Origin of the sequence: Amnibacterium endophyticum (assembly GCF_042680685.1) — a bacterium.
Taxonomy (GTDB): Bacteria; Actinomycetota; Actinomycetes; order Actinomycetales; family Microbacteriaceae; genus Amnibacterium; species Amnibacterium endophyticum.
In genome coordinates this window covers 15670-34375 of sequence record NZ_JBHUEA010000002.1, presented here as the reverse complement: position 1 = coordinate 34375, position 18706 = coordinate 15670, and the positions used below count along the sequence as shown (strand labels likewise).

Genomic DNA, 18706 nt, shown 5'->3' with positions numbered 1-18706 from the left:
CCTACCGTCTGCCGCCGTGAGCGAACGGACGGCCGACCCCGACCAGCGCGCGGTGCTCGACCTGCCCGACGGCGCCTCCGCGGCCGTGCTCGGCGCGCCCGGCACGGGCAAGACCTCGACCGCCGTCGCGCTGATCGCGGACCGCGTCCGCAGCGGGCGCCTGCTCCCGGAGGAGGCGCTGCTGATCGCGCCCCGCCGCACCCAGGCGGCGCGGCTGCGGGACCGGCTGCTGCTCGAGGTCGGCCGGCCCGTGTCCGGCCCGATGGCCCGCACCGCCGCGTCCCTGGCGTTCGACGTCGCCCGCCGCAGCGCGATCGCCGACGGCCGGCCCGCCCCGGTGCTGCTCGCGGGCGCGGAGCAGGACCGGCTGCTCGCGGACCTGCTCGAGGACCCGCGGACGACCTGGCCGGACACCCTCGGGCCCGAGGTCCGCGCCACCCGGGCGTTTCGGAGCGAGCTGCGCGAGCTGGCGGCCCGCGCCACGGAGCGCGGCGCGGGCCCCGAGGGGATCCGGCGCCTCGGCGAGCAGCGCGACCGGCCCGCCTGGACCGCGGCCGGCCGCTTCCTCGAGGAGTACCTCGAGGTGCTGCAGAGCACGCACCCCGACGGCTACGACTCCACCGAGCTCGTCGCCCTCGCAGCCGCGGCGATCGATCGCGGCGAGGCGGGCGAGGTCGCCGGGCGCCTGCGGCTCGTCGTCGTCGACGACCTGCAGGACGCGACCGCCTCGACGGTGGGCCTGCTCGCCGCGCTCGCCGCCCGGGGGTGCGCCGTCGTCGCGCTCGGCGACCCGGACGTCGCCGCCGACACGTTCCGCGGCGGCGAGCCCGACCTGCTCGGCCGGTTCGGCGAGCGCCTCGGCCTGCCGGGCGCGCACCGGCTGCGGCTCGGCACCGTGCACCGGCAGCCGGAGTCGCTGCGCGGCTTCGTCCGCGGCGTCACCGAGCGCATCGGCACGGCGCTCGCGGGCACCCAGCGCACCGCGACGGCGGTCGAGCCGGGCGGGGAGCCGGTGCTCGCGGTGGAGGCGACGGGCCCGGGCGAGCTCGCGCAGCGGATCGCGCACCTGCTGCGCGCCCGCCACCTCGAGCACGACGTGCCCTTCGCGGACCAGGCCGTGATCGTGCGCTCGGGCGCCCAGGTCGAGCCCCTCGCGCGGGCCCTCGAGATCGCGGGCGTCCCGGCCGTGACGACGGACGCCGCAGCGACCGGGCCCGGCGAGCGCGCGCCCCGGGCCCTGCTGCAGGTCGTCGCGCTGGCGCTCGGGCTGCAGCCGCTGACCCCCGAGGCCGCCACGGAGCTGGTGACGGGGCCGTGCTGCGGCCTGGACCGGCTGGCCCTGCGCCGCCTCCGCCTGTCGCTGCGCGTCGAGGAGCTGGGCGGCGGCGGCGCCAGGAGCGCCGGCGAGCTGCTCGTGGACGCGCTCGGTGCGCCGGAGCGGCTCGCGACGATCCCGAACGGACGCCGGGCGGCGCGGCTCGCGGAGACGATGGCGGCCGTGCGCGCGGCGGACGGCGCCGGGGCGAGCGCGGAGGAGCTGCTCTGGCTCGTCTGGGAGGCGAGCGGGCTCGCCGGCCCGTGGCGCGAGCGCGCGCTGGCCGAGGGCGTCGCCTCCGCGGAGGCGAACCGCGACCTCGACGGCGTCGTCGCGCTCTTCGCGGCGGCGGCGCGGGCGGCGGAGCGTGCGCCGCTCGACCCGGCCGCGGTCTTCGTCTCCGGGCAGCTCGCGGCGGACGTCGCCGAGGACTCCCTCGCCCCGCGCGGCGCCCGCGAGGGCGTGCTCGTGACGACGCCGGTGGGCGCCGCCGGCCTCGAGTTCGACACCGTGGTGGTCGCGGGGCTGCAGGACGGGGTCTGGCCGAACCTCCGGCCCCGCGGGTCGCTGCTCGGCCCGGCCGACCTCGCCGCCGCGCTGGACGGCCGGGAGGCGCGGTCCGCGGACGAGCGCCGCGCGGTGCTGTCGGACGAGCTGCGGCTCTTCGCGCTCGCCGCCTCGCGGGCGCGCCGCCGGCTCGTGCTCGCCGCGGTCGCGAACGACGACGAGGCGCCGAGCGTGCTCCTCGGGCTCGCCGACGGGCCGGCGCCCGACGCGCTCGCCGCGCCGCCGAACGCGCTGCGGCCGCTCGTCGGCCACCTCCGCCGCGCGCTCGTGGCGGGCGACGACGCCGGCCGCGGGGACGCCGCTGCAGCGCTCGCCCGGCTCGACGAGGCCGAGGTGCCGGGCGCCGCCCCCGAGCAGTGGTGGGGCCTCGCGCCGCCGACGACGACGGCGCCGCTGCAGCCCGACCCCGACGAGGCGGTGCCGGTGTCGCCCTCGAAGCTGGAGCGGTTCGAGGAGAGCCCGCTCGACTGGTTCGCGGAGCGGGTGGGCGGCGGCGAGGCCCTCCTGTCGAGCGCGGTCGGCACGATGCTCCACTGGGTGATGGAGACGGCCGCCGAGCCGGACGAGGCCGCCATGCTCGCCGCGCTCGAGGGGCGGTGGCGCGAGCTGGACTTCGAGGCGGCGTGGATCGCCGCGCGCGAGCGCCGCCTGGCCGACCGGATGGTCGGCGCGATCGCCCGCTACCTGGCGCGCAGCGCGGCCGAGGGCTGGGCGCTCGTCGGCGGCGAGACCCGCTTCGAGTTCCGCGAGGGCCGAGCGCTCGCCCGCGGGTCGATCGACCGGCTCGAGCAGGACGCGGCCGGCGCGCTGCGCGTCGTCGACCTGAAGACCGGCAGCGGCCGGGTCGCGAGGAAGGACCTGCCCGAGCACGCGCAGCTGGGCGTCTACCAGCTCGCGCTCGCGAGCGGGGCCGTGCCCGACGTGCCCGCCGCGCCGCCGTCGGCCGGCGCGGCCCTCCTGTACGTGCGGATGACGACGCAGCAGCCGTTCGACTGGCTCGCGCAGGACGCGCTCGACGAGAGCCGCGCGGGGGAGCTGCGGCGGCGGCTGCGCGAGGCGGCCGAGGGGATGGCGGGGGCGTCCTTCGAGGGCGCGGTGGAACCGCAGCTGCGGCACGGGCAGAGCCCCTTCAAGCCGTGGCTGCTGCGGGTGCCGGAGGTGTGCGGTGGCTGAGGCGCGGGTGCCGGCGGCGCGGATCGCGGAGCGGCTGGGGCTGCACCCGCCGACCGAGCAGCAGCGCCGCGTGATCGAGTCGCCGCTCGGGCCGGCGCTCGTCGTCGCGGGCGCCGGCAGCGGCAAGACCGAGACGATGGCGATGCGCGTGCTCTGGCTGCTCGCGAACGGGCTCGTCGAGGCGCCGCAGGTGCTCGGCCTCACCTTCACCCGCAAGGCGGCGTCCGAGCTGGCGGAGCGCATCCGCGACCGGCTGCGCGGGCTCGCCGCGGCCGGGCTCGCCGCGGGGTACGACCCGTTCGACCCGCCCGTCGTCTCGACCTACAACGCCTTCGCCAACGGCCTGTACCGCGACCACGCGGTCCGCATCGGCCGCGACGCGGACGGCGTCGTCCTCGGCGACGCGTCGGCGTGGCAGCTCGCGCGCCGCACGGTGCTCGAGCACGAGGACGACCGCCTCGGCGCCCTCGACCTCGGCGCCGACCGCATCACCGAGCTGGTGCTCGCGCTGGCGAACGGCGTGGGGGAGCACGCCGCGGACACGGGCGACGTGCGCGCGTTCGCCGACGCGTACGGCGCCGCGATCGCCGCGCTGCCCTGGGCGCGCCACGAGCTGCGGACCGACGTCGCCGACGCGCTCGCGCCGGCGGAGACGCTGCCGGTGCTGCTCGACCTGGTCGACGCCTTCCGGGCCGCGAAGCGCGCGGCCGGCGCCGTGCAGTTCAGCGACCAGGTCGCGCTGGGGCTCGAGATCACGGACGCGGCGCCCGACGTCGTCGCCGAGCTGCGGCGTCGGCACCGGGTCGTGCTGCTCGACGAGTACCAGGACACGTCGGTGGTGCAGACGCGGCTGCTCGCCCGGCTGTTCGGGGGCGGGGCGGTGATGGCGGTCGGGGACCCGCACCAGTCCATCTACGGCTGGCGCGGGGCCTCGGCCGCCAACCTCGAGGGCTTCGCGGCCGCCTTCGGCGCGTCGCGCGCCGAGGGCGGGGCCGGTGCCGCCGCGGTGCCGGTGCACGCCCTCAGCACCAGCTGGCGCAACGGCACCGCGATCCTCGCGGCCGCGAACGCGATCGCCGACCCGCTGACCGCCGCGTCCCGCGTGGAGGTGCAGCGGCTGGAGGCCTCGCCGGTCGCCTCGGCCGAGCCGGTCGACTCGTGGTTCGGCGAGACGCTGACGGACGAGGCGGATCACGTGGCGGCCTGGTTCGCCGAGCGGCTCGCGGTGCCGGCGGGGTCGCCGCCGTCGGCGGCGATGCTGCTGCGGGCGCGCCGGACGCTGCCGGAGTTCCTCGCCGCCTTCCGGCGGGCCGGGGTCCGCTACCACGTGCTGGGCGTCGGCGGGCTGCTCCTCGAGCCGGAGGTGATGGACCTCGTGGCCGCCCTGCGCGTCGTGCACGACGCGGGGGCGGGGCAGGAGCTGCTCCGGCTGCTCGCGGGCGGCCGCTGGCGCATCGGCCCCGCCGACCTGCAGGCGCTGCAGGGCCTCGCCCGCTGGCTCGAGACCCACGACCCGCGCGAGCAGCGGCTGCAGCCCGCCGTGGCCGAGGCGCTGCAGCGCTCGTTGGCGGAGGGCGAGGCCGCCTCCATCGTCGACGCCCTCGACTTCCTCGCGCGGCGGCGCGGGCACGGCGCGATCCGCGGCTTCACGGACGAGGGCCTCGCGCGCCTCACCGACGCGGGGCGGCTGTTCGCCGGCCTCCGCCTCCGCGCCGGCGGCGACCTCGCCTCCTTCATCCGGCTGGTCGTCGAGGCGCTGCGGCTCGACATCGAGGTCGCGGCGAACGAGCGCCGAGGCGGACCGGCTCCGCTCCACGCCTTCGAGGAGGCCGTCGCCGGCTACCTCGCGGTCGCGGAGTCGGCGACGCTCGGCGGCTTCCTCGGCTGGCTGCAGACCGCGGAGCAGAAGGAGGACCTGTCGCCGCGGCCCGAGCCGCCCGAGCCCGGGACCGTGCAGGTGCTGACCGTCCACGGGTCCAAGGGCCTCGAGTGGGACGTCGTCGCGGTGCCGCGGCTCGTCGCCGACGAGCTGCCGGCCAAGCCGCAGAGCGGCACGAAGGGCTGGCTGTCGCCCGGCGTGCTGCCGTGGCCCTTCCGCGGCGACGCGGCCGAGCTGCCCGAGCTGGCGTGGCGCGGGCTCGCCGACCGGAAGGCGCTGAAGACCGAGCTCGCCCGCTTCAAGGCCGCCGTCGGCGCGATGCTCGGCGCGGAGGAGCGGCGGCTCGCCTACGTCGCCGTCACCCGCGCCCGCCACCGGCTGCTCGTGACCGGCTCCTTCTGGGCGACGCAGACCCGGTGGCGCCGCCCGTCCCCGTTCCTGACCGACCTCGTCGAGGCGGGCGTGGTGCCCGCGCCGCCGGAGGCCCCGGAGTCGGACACCGCGCCGGAGGGCACCCCGGCCGCGACCTTCCGCTGGCCGGCCGATCCGCTGGGCGGCCGGCGCGCGGCGGTGGAGGACGCGGCGGCCGCGGTGCGGGAGGCGACCGGGGACGGCGGGGCCTGGGCGGAGACGGTCGACGTGCTGCTCGCCGAGCGGGCGCGGCGCGAGCGCGGCCCCGCGACCCGCCTGCCCGACCGGATCCCGGCGTCCCGGTTCAAGGACTACGTCGACGACGCGGCCGCGGTGGTCGACCGGGTGCGGCGACCGATGCCGGAGCGGCCCTACCGGGCGACCCGGCTCGGCACGGTCTTCCACGCCTGGGTCGAGCACCGGGCGGGCGTGGCGGGGTCGGCCGAGGTCGTGGACGCCGGGCTCCTCGGCGGCGACGACGAGCTGCAGCAGGGCGACGACGTGCCCGGCCTCGACGTGCTGCAGGCGACCTTCGAGGCGAGCGAGTGGGGCGGGCTCGAGCCGCTGGAGGTCGAGACCGAGATCCAGGTGCCCTTCGCCGGCCGCATCCTGATCTGCAAGATCGACGCGGTCTACCGCCGCGGCGACCGGGTCGAGATCGTCGACTGGAAGACCGGCGCGCCGCCGGCCACGCGCGCCGACGCGGAGCTGAAGCAGTACCAGCTGGCGCTCTACCGGTTCGCCTACGCGCAGCGGGAGGGCCTCGACCCGGAGTCGGTCGACGCGGCGTTCTACTACATCGCGCACGACCGGGTCGTGCGGCCCGAGCGGCTCTACTCCGAGGAGGAGCTGCTCGAGGCCTGGGCGGCGAGCGGCGCGGCGTGACGGGCCGCGAGCATCCGCTCGACCTCGGCCACCGTCAGGGGCGGCATGCGGTCGTGCCCGAGCGACCCCGCGGTGTGCTCGAGGACCGAGGCGAGCAGCGCCTCGAGCATCTGCACGGCGTCCTCCACGACCACCGGGTCCCGGCGCTCGAGGCCGTGCAGCAGCCAGCGGACCAGCTCGAGCTCGGCGTAGAGCAGCGCCCGCTGCGCCAGCGCCGGGTCGTGCTCCTGGGGGCGGGCCGCCGCGTAGGCGCCGAGCACCGCGGCGGGTGCGCCGGGCTCCGGCAGGCCGAGGGCCCAGGCGAGGTCGCGGGCGGGGTCGCCGACGGCCAGCAAGCCCCAGCCGAGCAGCCCCGTGACCCGCTCGCCCTCGCGGTCCACGAGCACGCACTCCGCCCCCATCGCGCCGTGGACGACGGTGGGGCGGAACCGCCACAGGGCGGGGTCCGCCGCGGCCGCCGACCAGCGCCCCACCAGCTCGAGCGGGACGTCGCCGCAGGAGTCGGCCCGGCGCACCAGCTCGTCGACCGCGCGTGCGCAGTCCGCGGCGCTCGCCACGGGCAGCCCCGCGTCCGCGACGACGGCGGCCGGCAGGTCGTGCACGGCGGCGAGGGCGCGCCCCACCGAGCCGGCGAGCGGGCCGTCGGGCCGCACCACCGGGGGCTGCAGCCGGACCCCTTCGATGTAGCCGCCGACGACGGTCCGGGGCTTCGGCAGCACGCCGACGACGGTCGGCGCGTCGAAGGGCAGGCGGGCCCGGGCTCCCGACGTCAGGGCGCCGAGCGCCCGCTCCTCGGCCTCCAGGCGCTCCGCGGACGAGCGGTCGACGGGAGCGCGCACGATGAAGTGGCTGCCGAGCGCGTCGGTGATCAGGGCGGCGTCGTACTGCCCGTCGCCGCCGCCCGTGAACGTGCGGGTGACCGCCACGTCGAGCCCGGGCACGGCCAGCGTGGCGAGCGCGGCTAGGGTGAAACGGTGCCTGGGCATGCCGGCCAGGCTAGGTCGGGGGGCGAGCGGCGGCTCCGGGCGGACCGGCGTGTCCGGGGGCCGGGAGGGGTGGTGCGGGCGATGAGGTCGGACTTCGAGGAGCGGCTCGTCCTCGGCCGCAGCGGCATCGACCGCGCCGCGGCGGACCGGGACGTCGCGATCGACGAGGCGCTCGCGGACCCGTCGACCCGGGTCGTCGTGCTGGCCGCGCGGCGGGCGCTGCGCGCGCCCGGCGACCCGGTGCGCCTGGCCTACCTGCCGGCCGACCGGGTGCCGGCGGACGCGCTGCTGCTCCGCCTCGGCCGGGCGCTGCCGGGCGATCCGGAGCTGGCGGCGGGCGCGGCGGTGCTCGGCGCCGTCGTGAAGGACGAGTCCGCCTTCCCCGACGCGGCCTGGGCGGACCTCCGGCTCGACGGGGACGGGCTCGGCGACCGCGACGCCGGCGTCTTCGCGGAGCTGCTGGGGCTCGCGAACTGGCACGCCGCGTCCGGCTTCTCGCCCCGCACCGGCCACCCCACCGCGCCCGCTCGGGGCGGCTGGGTCCGGCACCCGGCCGGCTTCGAGGACGAGGCGAGCGGCGAGCACGTCTTCCCGCGCACCGACCCGGCCGTGATCATGGGCGTGGTCGACGAGCAGGACCGGCTGCTGCTCGCGTCGAACCTGGCGTGGCCCGAGGACCGCTGGTCGGTGCTCGCCGGCTTCGTGGAGCCGGGGGAGTCCTTCGAGGCGGCGGTGCGGCGCGAGACCGCGGAGGAGACGTCCGTCGACGTGGGGGAGTGCGTCTACCTCGGCTCGCAGCCGTGGCCGTTCCCCGCGAGCGTGATGATCGGCTTCCTCGCCCGCACCCTGCCGGGCGGCCGCGTCGACCCGGTCGTCGACGGCGTCGAGATCCGCGAGGCCCGCTTCTGGAGCCGGGACGATCTGGTCGCCGCGCTCGGGACCCGCGTGCGCCTGCCGGGCCGCACGTCGATCGCCCGCGCGATCATCGAGCACTGGTACGGGGCTCCGCTCCCGGGCGGCTGGTGACCGAGGCGGAGCGACTGCTCGACGCGCTGGACGACCAGCAGCGCGTCGCCGCGGAGGCGCTCGCGGGCCCCGTGTGCGTGCTCGCGGGAGCCGGCACGGGCAAGACCCGGACCATCACGCACCGGATCGCCTACGGCGTCGCGACCGGGGTCTTCCCGCCGAAGCGGGTGATGGCGCTCACCTTCACGACCCGCGCCGCGGCCGAGCTGCGCTCCCGGCTCGCGGCGCTCGGGGCGCCCGGCATCGCCGCGCGCACGTTCCACTCCGCGGCGCTCGCCCAGCTGAACCACTTCTGGCCGCAGGTGATCGGCACGCCCGCGCCGTCGGTGCTCGACTCGAAGGCGCGGGTGGTCGCCCGGGCGGCGGAGGTGCTGCGGCTCGGGCTGCCGCCCGCGGGCCTGAAGGACGCCGCCTCGGAGATCGAGTACCGCAAGGCGAGCGCGATGGGCTTCGACGAGTACGCGGCGGCCGCCGCGTCGCGGGCGCTGCCCGACGGGGTCGACGTGGACGCGATGGTCCGGCTGCAGCAGCTGTACGAGACGCTGAAGGACGAGCAGCGGCTGATCGACTTCGAGGACGTGCTGCTCGCGACGGCCGGCATGATCGAGAGCGAGCCGCAGGTCGCCACCGAGGTGCGCGAGCAGTACCGGTTCTTCACGGTCGACGAGTACCAGGACGTGTCGCCCGCCCAGCAGGCGCTGCTGACGGCGTGGCTCGGGGAGCACCGCGACGTCTGCGTGGTCGGCGACGCGAGCCAGACGATCTACTCCTTCGCGGGTGCGCAGGCGGATCACCTGCTGCGGTTCGGCGAGCGGCCGGGCGCCACCGTGGTGCGGCTGGAGCACAACTACCGCTCGGTCGACGGCGTGGTCAGGAGCGCGAACGCCCTGATGACCGGGCGCCGCGGGGCGCTGACCCTGACCGCCGTGCGCCGCGCGGCGGATCCGCGCGACCCGGCGGTGCAGGTGCGCGCGTTCGGGTCGGACGCGGAGGAGGCGCAGGGGGTCGCCCAGGCGGTCGCCGCGCAGCTCGCCGGCGGGACCCCACCGGCGGACGTGGCGGTGCTGGTGCGGATCAACGCGCAGACGGCGCTGCTGGAGCAGGCGCTGACCGGCGCGGGCGTGCCGGTGACGACCGGGCGCTCCACCCGCTACTTCGAGCAGCCGGTGGTGCGCAAGGCCGTGGAGCTGCTGCGCGCGGCGGTCGCGGCGCGCGTCGAGGAGCCGCTCGTGAAGACGGTGAGCGACGCGCTCCGCCAGCTCGGGCACACGCACCACGCGCCGGAGGGACCCGGGGAGCAGCGCACGCAGTGGGAGCTGCTCGACGCGCTCGGCACCCTCGCGGAGCAGGCGCCGCCCGGCACGGCGCTGCCGGCGTTCGTCGCCGACCTCGCCGAGCGGGCCGCCGCCCAGCACGAGCCGCCGCGGGCGGCGGTCACGCTGCTCACCCTGCACGCCGCGAAGGGCCTGGAGTGGCCGGTCGTCTTCCTCGTGGGCTGCTCGGAGGGGCTGCTGCCGATCGCCTACGCCCGCACGCCCGCGGAGCTGGAGGAGGAGCGCCGGCTGCTCTACGTCGGCGTCACGCGGGCGCGGGACCGGCTGCGGCTGTCGTGGGCGCGGAGCGCGGCGCCCCGGCCGGGGGAGCGACGGGCGTCGCGGTTCCTCGCGGAGCTGGCGCCGCCGGGGACCCGGCAGACGCCCGGTCCCAGCGGCACGGGCACCGCTCGTGCCAGGGCCGCGGCAGCCGGCTGACCGGGCCGTCGGGGGTCAGCCGCAGCGCGGCGCCCTCCAGCCGGGTCGGTGCGCCGGCCCGGGCGAGGGCGAGCACCTCGGTCAGGACGAGGGCGGCCCGCAGCCGGACGGGCAGCGCCCCGGCGGTGCGCGACCGGTCGCGGCGCAGCAGCTGCGCGCCGACGGCGCGGCGGCCCGGCTCCTCGAGCCGGTGCAGCTCGGCGCAGTGCAGGCAGGGGCTCGTCCCGGGCACGACGAGGGGCCCGATCGTGACGGCCTGGTCCCCGAAGACGACCGCGAGGTGCGGCCGGTCCTCCCGCAGGTGGCGGACGCTCGCCGCCGGCGCGACCAGGTGGTGGGCGGCGAGGACGACCAGCTGCGGCTCCGCCGCCTCCTCGAGGGCGAGGAGCGGGCCGAGCGCGCGGACGAGGTCGGGCGGCCCCTCGAGGCCGACCCGGAGGCCGGCGTCGAGGGGCTGCGCGACCGCGAGGGCCGGCGCGACCGCGCGCCGCAGCGCGGCCACCGCGGCCGGGTCGATGCCCGCGTCGGCGGCCTCGGCGTCGAGGCCGGCCCGGTCGATGCCCCGCACGAGCGCCGCGAGCAGCCGGTCGCCGCCGGGCGGCACCGGGTCGAGCACGGCGACGACGGGGTCGTCGCCGAACTGCACGGCGTCGACCGAGCGCCAGAGCGGACGGACGGCGGGATCGATCCTGAGCACGCGGGCATGGTGCCCCTCGACCCGTCGCCGCGCTGGCAGCCGTCCACAGGCCGGCGCCCGGGACGGGCACGACCGGATCAGACCGGGGGAGGGGGCTCCTCGCCGCGGAGGAGGTCCTCCAGCTCGCGGTCGACGTCGTCCTTCGGCGGCTCGCCCCCGGTCAGGCGGGCGACGAGCGCCGCCGGGTCGTCGACGTCGGCCGCCGTCGGCAGCAGGTCCGGGTGCGACCAGAGCGCGTCCCGCGCCTCCGCGCCGACGGCGTCGGTGACGGTGCGCCACATCGACGCGGCCTCGCGCAGCCGGCGCGGGCGGAGCTCCAGGCCGACGAGCGAGGCGAACGCCTGCTCGCCGGGGCCGCCGGTCGCCCGCCGGCGCCGCACCGTCTCGGCGATCGCGTCCGCCTTCGGCAGCCGCTTCGTCGCATCGGCGGTGACCACGTCGACCCAGCCCTCGACGAGCGCCAGCGTCGTCTCGAGCCGGGCCAGCGCCGCCTCCTGCGTGGGCGTCTTCGGCGGGATCAGCTCGCCGGAGGAGAACGCCTCCTTGAGGCGCTCGGTGTCGGTCGGGTCGAAGCCCTCCGCGAAGCGCTCCACCTGGTCGACGTCGACGCCGAGGTCCTCGGCGAAGTCGCGGATCGTGCTCGTCAGCTGCAGGCGCAGCCAGCGGGCGTTGCGGAACAGCCGCGCGTGCGCCAGCTCGCGGACCGCCAGGTGCAGGGCGACCTGCTGCAGGTCGATGTCGAGGCCCTCGGCGAACGCGTCGAGGTTCTGCGGCAGCAGCGCCGCGCGGCCGTCCGGCAGCAGCGGGACGCCGACGTCGCCGCCCGAGACCACCTCGGACGCGAGCCCCCCGACCACCGCGCCGAGCTGCGCGGCGAAGATCGTGCCGCACACCTGCCGCAGCATCCGGCCGGCGTCGGGCATGCGGGCGGCGAGCTCCCCGGCGATCTCCGGCGGGATCCGGTCGGTGAAGATCGTCGACAGCGACTCGGCGATGCGGATCGCGACCGGCTCGGCCAGCTGCACCCAGAAGGGCATCGTGGCGCGCACCCACTCCGTGCGGGTCATCGCGGTCGGCGACTCGGGCAGCGTCTCGAACGACGTCGACTCGTCCAGCCAGAGCTGCGCGACCGTGAACGCCTGGCGCACCTCGTCGACCTGCCGGTCGGTCGCCGACAGGGCGCCCGCGCCCGCCGCCGCGGCGGCCTGCTCGGTCGCGATGCCCCAGTCGATGCGCCCGTCGGGCTGCGACATCGACTGGCGCAGCTGCGCCATCAGCTGCTCCAGCGCGGAGGCGCCGCCCGGCAGGCCCATCGCCTTGGCGAGCGCAGCGGTGTCGGGCGGGGTGCCGCCGGACAGCATGCGTCGGAGCATCTCCTGCAGGTCCGGCTCGCGGTCGTCCGGCTCATCGACCATGCGCCTACGCTAGGCGATCCATGCGCGCGCCCCGCTCCTCCCGCCGCCCGCTGCCGTGGCGCGGCATCACGGCCGTCGGCGCCGTGGTCGCGGTCCTCGTCGTCGCCCTCCTGCCGTCGCCCTACGCCGTGGAGCGGCCGGGGCCCGTCTTCGACGTGCTCGGCGCCTCCGGCACCGGGAAGGACCGGCGGCCGCTGATCTCGATCCCCGAGGAGACGACGTACCCGACGGGGAAGGGCCGGCTCGACCTCCTGACCGTCTCGGTGCTGGGCAGCCCGTCCGGCGGTCCCTCCTGGATCGACCTGGCGCTGGCCTGGGTCAACCCGACTCAGGCCGTGGTGCCGCTCGAGTCGGTCTTCCCGGCGGGCACGACGCTGAAGCAGAACGAGCAGCAGAGCGCCGCGGACATGACCGCGAGCCAGCGCAGCGCCGTCGCGGCCGCGCTGACGCAGCTCGGCGACCGCGTCGAGGGCGACGTGCGGATCGCGACGGTCGGTCGCGGCACCGCCGCCGCGGGCGTGCTCGAGCCCGGTGACGTCGTGGTGTCCTACGACGGCGAGGCGGTCGACGACTCCTGCGCCCTGCAGAACGACGTGATCGCGGGCGGGACCCGCCGCTCCAGCATCGTGGTCGAGCGCGACGGCGCCCGCCGCACGCTCGAGGTCGAGCCGCGCGCCGTGCCGCTCTCCGACGGCTCGACGCGGCCGCTGCTCGGCGTCGCGACGACCGCGTCGTTCGACTTCCCGTTCGAGGTCGACATCCGCATCGAGGACGTGGGCGGTCCGTCGGCCGGGATGATGTTCGCGCTCGGCGTGATCGACAAGCTGACGCCCGGCTCGCTGACCGGCGGCCGGCACGTCGCGGGCACGGGCACCATCTGCGGCGACGGCGCCGTCGGCCCGATCGGCGGGATCCGCCAGAAGATGGCCGCCGCGAGAGCCGCCGGCGCGACGCTGTTCCTCGCGCCGGAGGGCAACTGCGACGAGGTCGCCGGGCACGTGCCCGCAGGCCTCGATGTGGTGCCTGTGAAGACCCTCGCGGGCGCCTTGGACGCGCTCGAGCACGTGCGCGAGCGGGGTTCCGCGCAGGGCCTCCCGACCTGCTCGGCGCCGGTATCCTCGGCCGGGTGACGACGCCAGCACCAGCGCCGGCACGACGCAGGCGCGCGGCTCTCGCGATCACCCTCGGCGTTGTGGTGGTCATCCTCATCGGGTTCTTCCTCTTCGCGGGGCTCTACGCGGACGCGCTCTGGTTCGGCCAGCTCGGGTTCCAATCGGTCCTCTACACGGAGTGGCTGACCATCTCGCTGCTCTTCGTGATCGGGTTCCTCGGCATGGCCGTGCCCGTCGCGGTGACGATCCAGCTGGCGTACCGGCTGCGTCCCGTGTACGCGAAGCTGACCGCGCAGCTCGACCGCTACCAGCAGGTGATCGAGCCGCTGCGCCGGTTCGTGATGTTCGGCGTGCCCGCGGTGATCGGCCTGTTCGCGGGCGTCTCCGCCGCCGCGCGCTGGCAGCCCGTGCTGCTGCTGCTGCACTCGCAGCCGGTCGGGCGCACCGACCCGCAGTTCGGGCTGGACATCGGCTTCTACCTGTTCGTCCTGCCCGCGCTGCACGGCATCGTCGGCTTCGCCTCCGCCGTCCTCGTGGTCTCGATCATCGCGGTGGTGGCGACCAGCTACCTCTACGGCGCCGTGCGGGTCGTCGGCCGCGACATCCGGGTCTCGCGCGCCGCGCGGGTGCAGATCGCCGTGACGGTGGCGGTGTTCGTGCTGCTGCAGGCGGTCAGCCTCTTCATCGACCAGTTCACGACGCTCTACGAGCCGGCGACCGGCGGCCGGATCACCGGCGGCGCGTACGCGGACGTGAACGCGGTGATCCCCGGCCGGCTGATCCTCGCCGTCATCGCGGTGCTCGTCGCCGCGCTCTTCATCGTGACCGCGGCGGTCGGGCGGTGGCGCCTGCCGCTGATCGGCTCCGCGCTGCTCGTCGTGTCCTCGATCGTCGTCGGCTCGATCTTCCCGTGGGCGATGTTCAACCTGCAGGTGCGGCCGAACGAGCGGCAGCTGGAGCAGCCCTACATCGAACGGGCGATCGGGAGCACGCGCACCGCGTTCGGCATCAACGACGTGACGGAGATCCCGTACGACGCGAAGACGGACGCGCAGCCCGGGGCGCTCCGCCAGGACGCGACGACGACGGCGAACATCCGCATCATCGACCCGGACGTCGTCGGCCGCACCTTCGACCAGCTGCAGCAGTTCCGGCAGTACTACCGCTTCCCCCAGCAGCTCGACGTCGACCGCTACACGATCGACGGCGAGAGCCGGGACGCGGTCGTGGCGGTGCGCGAGCTCTACCAGCAGGGCGTGCCGAACCCGACCCCGTTCAACGACGCCTTCGTCTACACGCACGGCTACGGCCTGGTCGCCGCCTACGGCAACCAGCGCTCCGGCAACGGCTCGCCGGAGTTCTTCGAGTCGAACATCCCCACCACGGGCGACCTCGACATCCAGCAGCCCCGCATCTACTTCGGTGAGAACTCGCCGCGGTTCTCCGTCGTCGGCGCGCCGAAGGGCACCCGCCCGATCGAGCTCGACTACGCGGGCGGCACCGGGGGCGAGACGCAGCAGAACAACACCTACGACGGGAACGGCGGGCCGAGCGTCGGCAACTGGTTCAACCGCCTCGTCTACGCGCTGAAGTTCTCCTCCGACCAGATCCTGCTGTCGACCGACGGCGTGAACTCGCAGTCGCAGATCCTGTACGACCGCAACCCGGTCACCCGCGTGCAGAAGGTCGCGCCCTACCTGACGATCGACAACGACCCCTACCCCTCGGTGGTCGACGGCCGGATCGTCTGGATCGTCGACGGCTACACGACGGCGAGCTCGTACCCGTACAGCGCGCAGACGAGCCTCTCCCAGGCCCTGCAGAACAGCAACACCGCGACACCGAGCTACGTCACCGACCAGGTGAACTACATCCGCAACTCGGTGAAGGCCACCGTCGACGCCTACACGGGCAAGGTCACGCTCTACGCGTGGGACGCGAACGACCCGGTGCTGAAGGCCTGGCGCAGCGTCTTCCCCGACACGGTGCAGCCGCTGTCGCAGATGAGCGGCGAGCTGATGAGCCACGTGCGCTACCCGGAGGACCTGTTCCGCGTGCAGCGCTCGGTGCTCGAGCGCTACCACGTCACCGACCCGGTGTCCTGGTACACGGCCGACGACCAGTGGCGGACCCCGCCCGACCCGTCGGCGCGGAACACCAACGGGAACGCCGCCGCCGCGGCGGCGGCGGGCACGAACGTCGACCCGAACGCGAACAGCGGGCCCTCGACGCTGCAGCCGCCGTACTACCTGACGCTGAGGCTGCCGGGGCAGTCCGGCTCGACCTTCTCCCTGTACACGACGTACATCCCGGCGCAGACGACCACGGATCAGGACACCCGCGGCCGCCTCACGGGGTACCTCGCCGCGGACGCGGACGCGGGGTCGACGCAGGGGCAGAAGCGGGCCGACTACGGCAAGCTGCGCCTGCTGGTGCTGCCGCCGGACACCACCGTGCTCGGGCCGTCGCAGGTGCAGGGCCAGTTCCAGTCGGACGCGACGATCCGGAACCAGCTGGCGCTCCTGAACGTCGGCGGCAGCGGCGGGTCCAACACGATCCCGGGCAACCTGCTGACGATCCCCGTCGGCGGCGGCCTGCTCTACGTGCAGCCCGTCTACGTGCAGTCGGCGTCCGGCTCGACCTACCCGCTGCTGCGGAAGGTGCTGACGGCGTTCGGCGACAACGTGCAGATCGGCGACACCCTGGACGAGTCGCTGAACGCCCTGTTCGGCGGCGACTCCGGCACGAGCACCCCCGACAGCGGCAACGGCTCGGGCGGGAGCACGGGCACGCCGAGCACGGGCGGCGGCTCGGGCTCGGGCTCCGGCTCCGGGTCGGGTTCCGGCTCCGGTTCCGGTTCCGGCTCGACCGACAACGCCGCGCTCCAGCAGGCCCTGCAGGACGCCAACAAGGCGCTGCAGGCCCGCCAGCAGGCCTACGCGGACGGGGACCTCGTCGAGGCCGCCCGTCAGGACGAGGCCCTGCAGAGCGCCCTCGAGCGGGCCATCCGCGCCGGCGGCTGAACCGAGCGGCTCCGCCCCCGTGGTAGCGTTGCTCCTGCGACGCGGGGTGGAGCAGTTCGGTAGCTCGCTGGGCTCATAACCCAGAGGTCGTAGGTTCAAATCCTGCCCCCGCAACCACGAAGCAGAAGGCCCGGATCCTCGTCGGATCCGGGCCTTCTTCGTGTCGGCGGAGTTCCGACCGCGCATCTGCGGCGCTCAGGTGCAGTTGCCGTGACCCGTGCCGCCGCAACTGCACCTGAGGGCCGCACGTACGGGCTCCGCCGCTCGCGGACCGCCTAGCCTCGGGACCGTGGTGCGGGTCGCGGTTGGGCAGTTCGGGCCGGGCGACGACGTCGCCGCGAACCTGCGGACGGCGACCGGGCTCGTCCGCCGGGCCGCGGACGACGGCGCGCGCCTCGTGGTGCTGCCCGAGTACGCCTCGTACTTCACCGACCCCATGGGGCCGGGGTTCGCGGCGCACGCGCAGCCGCTCGACGGGCCGTTCGTGGACGGCGTCCGCGACGTCGCCGCGACGACGGGTGCGACCGTCGCGTTCGGCCTCGTCGAGACGGGAGCCGGCGCGCGGTTCCGAAATGCGGCGGTCGCCGTCGACGGCGCGGGCGTCGTCGCCGTCTACCGCAAGACGCACCTGTACGACGCGTTCGGGGCGACGGAGAGCCGGTTCGTCGAGCCGGGCGTGCTGCAGCCGCCGCAGACCTTCGTCGTCGACGGCCTCCGCGTCGGGCTGCAGACCTGCTACGACCTGCGCTTCCCGGAGGTCACCCGGCTGCTCGCCGACGCCGGCGTCGACCTGGTGCTCGTGCCGGCCGACTGGGTGCCCGGTCCCCGGAAGGCGCACCACTGGCGGACGCTGGTGAGCGCTCGAGCGATCGAGAACACGGCCTTCGTCGCGGCTGCCGGACAGGTGCCGCCGGCCGGCATCGGCACGAGCCTGGTGCTCGACCCGGCCGGCGACGTGCTCGCCGAGCTGGGGGAGGAGCCGGGCGTGGCGGTCGCGGACCTCGACCCCGAGCGGATCCGCGAGGTGCGGGCCGCGAACCCCGCGCTCGCGCTGCGGCGCTACACGGTGGTGCCGCGGGGCTGAGCGCCGCGGCCCGCACCCGCGTCGCGACGCGGCACGATGCTGAGGGCCGGGACCGTGCCGCGTCGCGACGTGAAGCGGTGCGCGGCGGTCAGGGGCGGAGGGCGGCGAGGCGCTCAGACGCCTCGGCGAGCACCGCGGGCGACTTGCAGAAGGCGAAGCGGACGAGGCTGCGCACCGCCTCCGCCTGCTGCCCTCGGCAGAAGGCCGCCACCGGGATGCCGACCACCCCGGCGAGGTCCGGCAGGCGGCGGCACAGGTCCGTCGCGTCGGGGAAGCCGAGGGGCGCGCCGTCGGCGATCAGGAAGTAGCCCGCCTGCGGCGTCGAGACCGGGAAGCCCGCGGCTCCGAGCCCGCCGGCGAGCGCGTCGCGCCCCGCCTGCAGCCGCGCCGCGATCCCTGCGAAGACCTCGTCCGGCAGGTCCAGCCCGACCGCGATCGCGGGCTGGAACGGGGCGCCGTTCACGTACGTCAGGAACTGCTTGACGGCGAGGGTCGCCGACACGAGCCGCTCCGGACCCGTGAGCCAGCCGATCTTCCACCCGGTCGTGCTGAAGGTCTTGCCGCCGGAGGAGATCGTGATCGTCCGGTCCTCCGCGCCCGGCAGGGTCGCGACCGGCACGTGGCGCACCCCGTCGAACAGCAGGTGCTCGTAGACCTCGTCCGTGACGATCAGCGCGTCGTGGCGCGCGGCCGCGGCGACGACCGCACGGAGCGCGGCCTCGTCGAGCACGGTCCCGGTCGGGTTGTGCGGCGTGTTCAGCAGCACGATGCGGGTGCGGTCGGTCACGGCCGCCGCGAGGCGCTCGGGGTCCGGCCGGAAGTCGGGCCACGCCATGGGGACCGTGCGGTGGACGCCCCCCGCGAGCGCGACCAGGGCGCCGTAGGCGTCGTAGGCGGGCTCGAGGGTGAGCACCTCGTCGCCCGGCTCCACGAACGCGAGCAGCACCGCGGCGAGCGCCTCGGTGGCGCCCGCGGTCACGAGCACCTCCGTCGCGGGGTCGACCTCGAGGCCGTACCACCGGTGCTGGTGCCGCGAGATCGCCTCGCGGAGCGCCGCCGTGCCCCGGCCCGGCGGATACTGGTTGAGGCCGGCCCCGATCGCCTCGCGGGCGGCCGCCAGCACCTCGGCCGGGCCGTCGGTGTCGGGGAAGCCCTGGCCCAGGTTGATCGCGCCGGTGGCGAGCGCGAGGGCGCTCATCTCCGCGAAGACGGTGGTGCCGGGGCGGCCGTCGGCGCCCAGCAGGCCGGCGCCGGCGGCGGCGCGCCGCCACGGCGCGGTCAGGTCCACGGTCCGACTGTACGAGGCGCGGGATGCCCAGGCGGTCCTTCCGAGGCTCATAAGAACGGCACAGGATCGACCCGCAGTCTGGAGAGGCTTTGGA

10 protein-coding genes and 1 tRNA gene are annotated in these 18706 nt (G+C 76.3%); 8 read left to right on the top strand and 3 right to left on the bottom strand.

The genetic code is table 11. The features are described from left to right. Positions 1-16: 16 nt before the first annotated feature. Positions 17-3055, top strand: coding sequence for a PD-(D/E)XK nuclease family protein (locus tag ACFSBI_RS01500; RefSeq protein ID WP_377931417.1), 3039 nt, complete (start codon positions 17-19; stop codon positions 3053-3055). After that, complete coding sequence (locus ACFSBI_RS01495) at positions 3048-6230, top strand: UvrD-helicase domain-containing protein (RefSeq protein WP_377931416.1); 3183 nt, start codon at positions 3048-3050, stop codon at positions 6228-6230. Before ACFSBI_RS01500 ends, ACFSBI_RS01495 begins: the two co-directional genes overlap by 8 nt. On the opposite strand, the gene ACFSBI_RS01490 is transcribed toward ACFSBI_RS01495, so the two are convergent. Further along, complete coding sequence (locus tag ACFSBI_RS01490) at positions 6179-7216, bottom strand: phosphotransferase (RefSeq protein ID WP_377931415.1); 1038 nt, start codon at positions 7214-7216, stop codon at positions 6179-6181. The two genes, ACFSBI_RS01495 and ACFSBI_RS01490, sit on opposite strands and share 52 nt — an antisense overlap. Before the next feature lie 81 nt (positions 7217-7297). Between ACFSBI_RS01490 and nudC the strand changes: the two genes are divergently transcribed. Together nudC and ACFSBI_RS01480 are read left to right on the top strand one after the other, a co-directional pair. Further along, positions 7298-8242 (top strand): NAD(+) diphosphatase, encoded by a 945-nt coding sequence (nudC, locus tag ACFSBI_RS01485; protein WP_377931414.1) that lies wholly within the window; start codon positions 7298-7300, stop codon positions 8240-8242. Further along, the gene (locus tag ACFSBI_RS01480) at positions 8236-9993 is read left to right on the top strand and encodes an ATP-dependent helicase (RefSeq protein ID WP_377931683.1); all 1758 of its coding nucleotides are present in this window, start codon (positions 8236-8238) and stop codon (positions 9991-9993) included. The genes nudC and ACFSBI_RS01480 overlap by 7 nt, the downstream gene beginning before the upstream one ends. A 774-nt stretch (positions 9994-10767) precedes the next feature. Here the strand turns inward: ACFSBI_RS01480 and ACFSBI_RS01475 are convergent. Continuing rightward, a complete protein-coding gene (locus ACFSBI_RS01475; protein ID WP_377931413.1) occupies positions 10768-12105 on the bottom strand; it encodes a zinc-dependent metalloprotease in 1338 nt (445 codons plus the stop codon). Positions 12106-12125: 20 nt separating this feature from the next. Between ACFSBI_RS01475 and ACFSBI_RS01470 the strand changes: the two genes are divergently transcribed. From ACFSBI_RS01470 to ACFSBI_RS01455, 4 genes are all read left to right on the top strand, one after another. Next, positions 12126-13235 carry a YlbL family protein gene (locus ACFSBI_RS01470; protein ID WP_377931412.1) on the top strand — a complete coding sequence of 370 codons (1110 nt, stop codon included), beginning with the start codon at positions 12126-12128 and terminating at the stop codon, positions 13233-13235. Then, positions 13232-16240, top strand: a complete 3009-nt coding sequence (locus ACFSBI_RS01465) for a UPF0182 family membrane protein (protein WP_377931411.1) — start codon at positions 13232-13234, stop codon at positions 16238-16240. Before ACFSBI_RS01470 ends, ACFSBI_RS01465 begins: the two co-directional genes overlap by 4 nt. Positions 16241-16280: 40 nt before the next feature. After that, positions 16281-16357, top strand: a tRNA-Met gene (locus ACFSBI_RS01460). Positions 16358-16529: 172 nt separating this feature from the next. Continuing rightward, positions 16530-17324, top strand: coding sequence for a carbon-nitrogen hydrolase family protein (locus tag ACFSBI_RS01455; RefSeq protein WP_377931410.1), 795 nt, complete (start codon positions 16530-16532; stop codon positions 17322-17324). Positions 17325-17412: 88 nt separating this feature from the next. Here the strand turns inward: ACFSBI_RS01455 and ACFSBI_RS01450 are convergent, their stop codons facing one another. After that, on the bottom strand, positions 17413-18663 hold the full coding sequence (locus tag ACFSBI_RS01450) for an aminotransferase class I/II-fold pyridoxal phosphate-dependent enzyme (RefSeq protein ID WP_377931409.1): 1251 nt from the start codon (positions 18661-18663) through the stop codon (positions 17413-17415). Positions 18664-18706: the final 43 nt, after the last annotated feature.

Bases quoted from the DNA above. Each gene is read 5' to 3' on its own strand.
- ACFSBI_RS01490 (WP_377931415.1), bottom strand. From the start codon at position 7,216: ATGCCCAGGCACCGTTTCACCCTAGCCGCGCTCGCCACGCTGGCCGTG.
- nudC (WP_377931414.1), top strand. From the start codon at position 7,298: ATGAGGTCGGACTTCGAGGAGCGGCTCGTCCTCGGCCGCAGCGGCATC.
- ACFSBI_RS01475 (WP_377931413.1), bottom strand. From the start codon at position 12,105: ATGGTCGATGAGCCGGACGACCGCGAGCCGGACCTGCAGGAGATGCTC.
- ACFSBI_RS01470 (WP_377931412.1), top strand. From the start codon at position 12,126: ATGCGCGCGCCCCGCTCCTCCCGCCGCCCGCTGCCGTGGCGCGGCATC.
- ACFSBI_RS01450 (WP_377931409.1), bottom strand. From the start codon at position 18,663: ATGAGCCTCGGAAGGACCGCCTGGGCATCCCGCGCCTCGTACAGTCGG.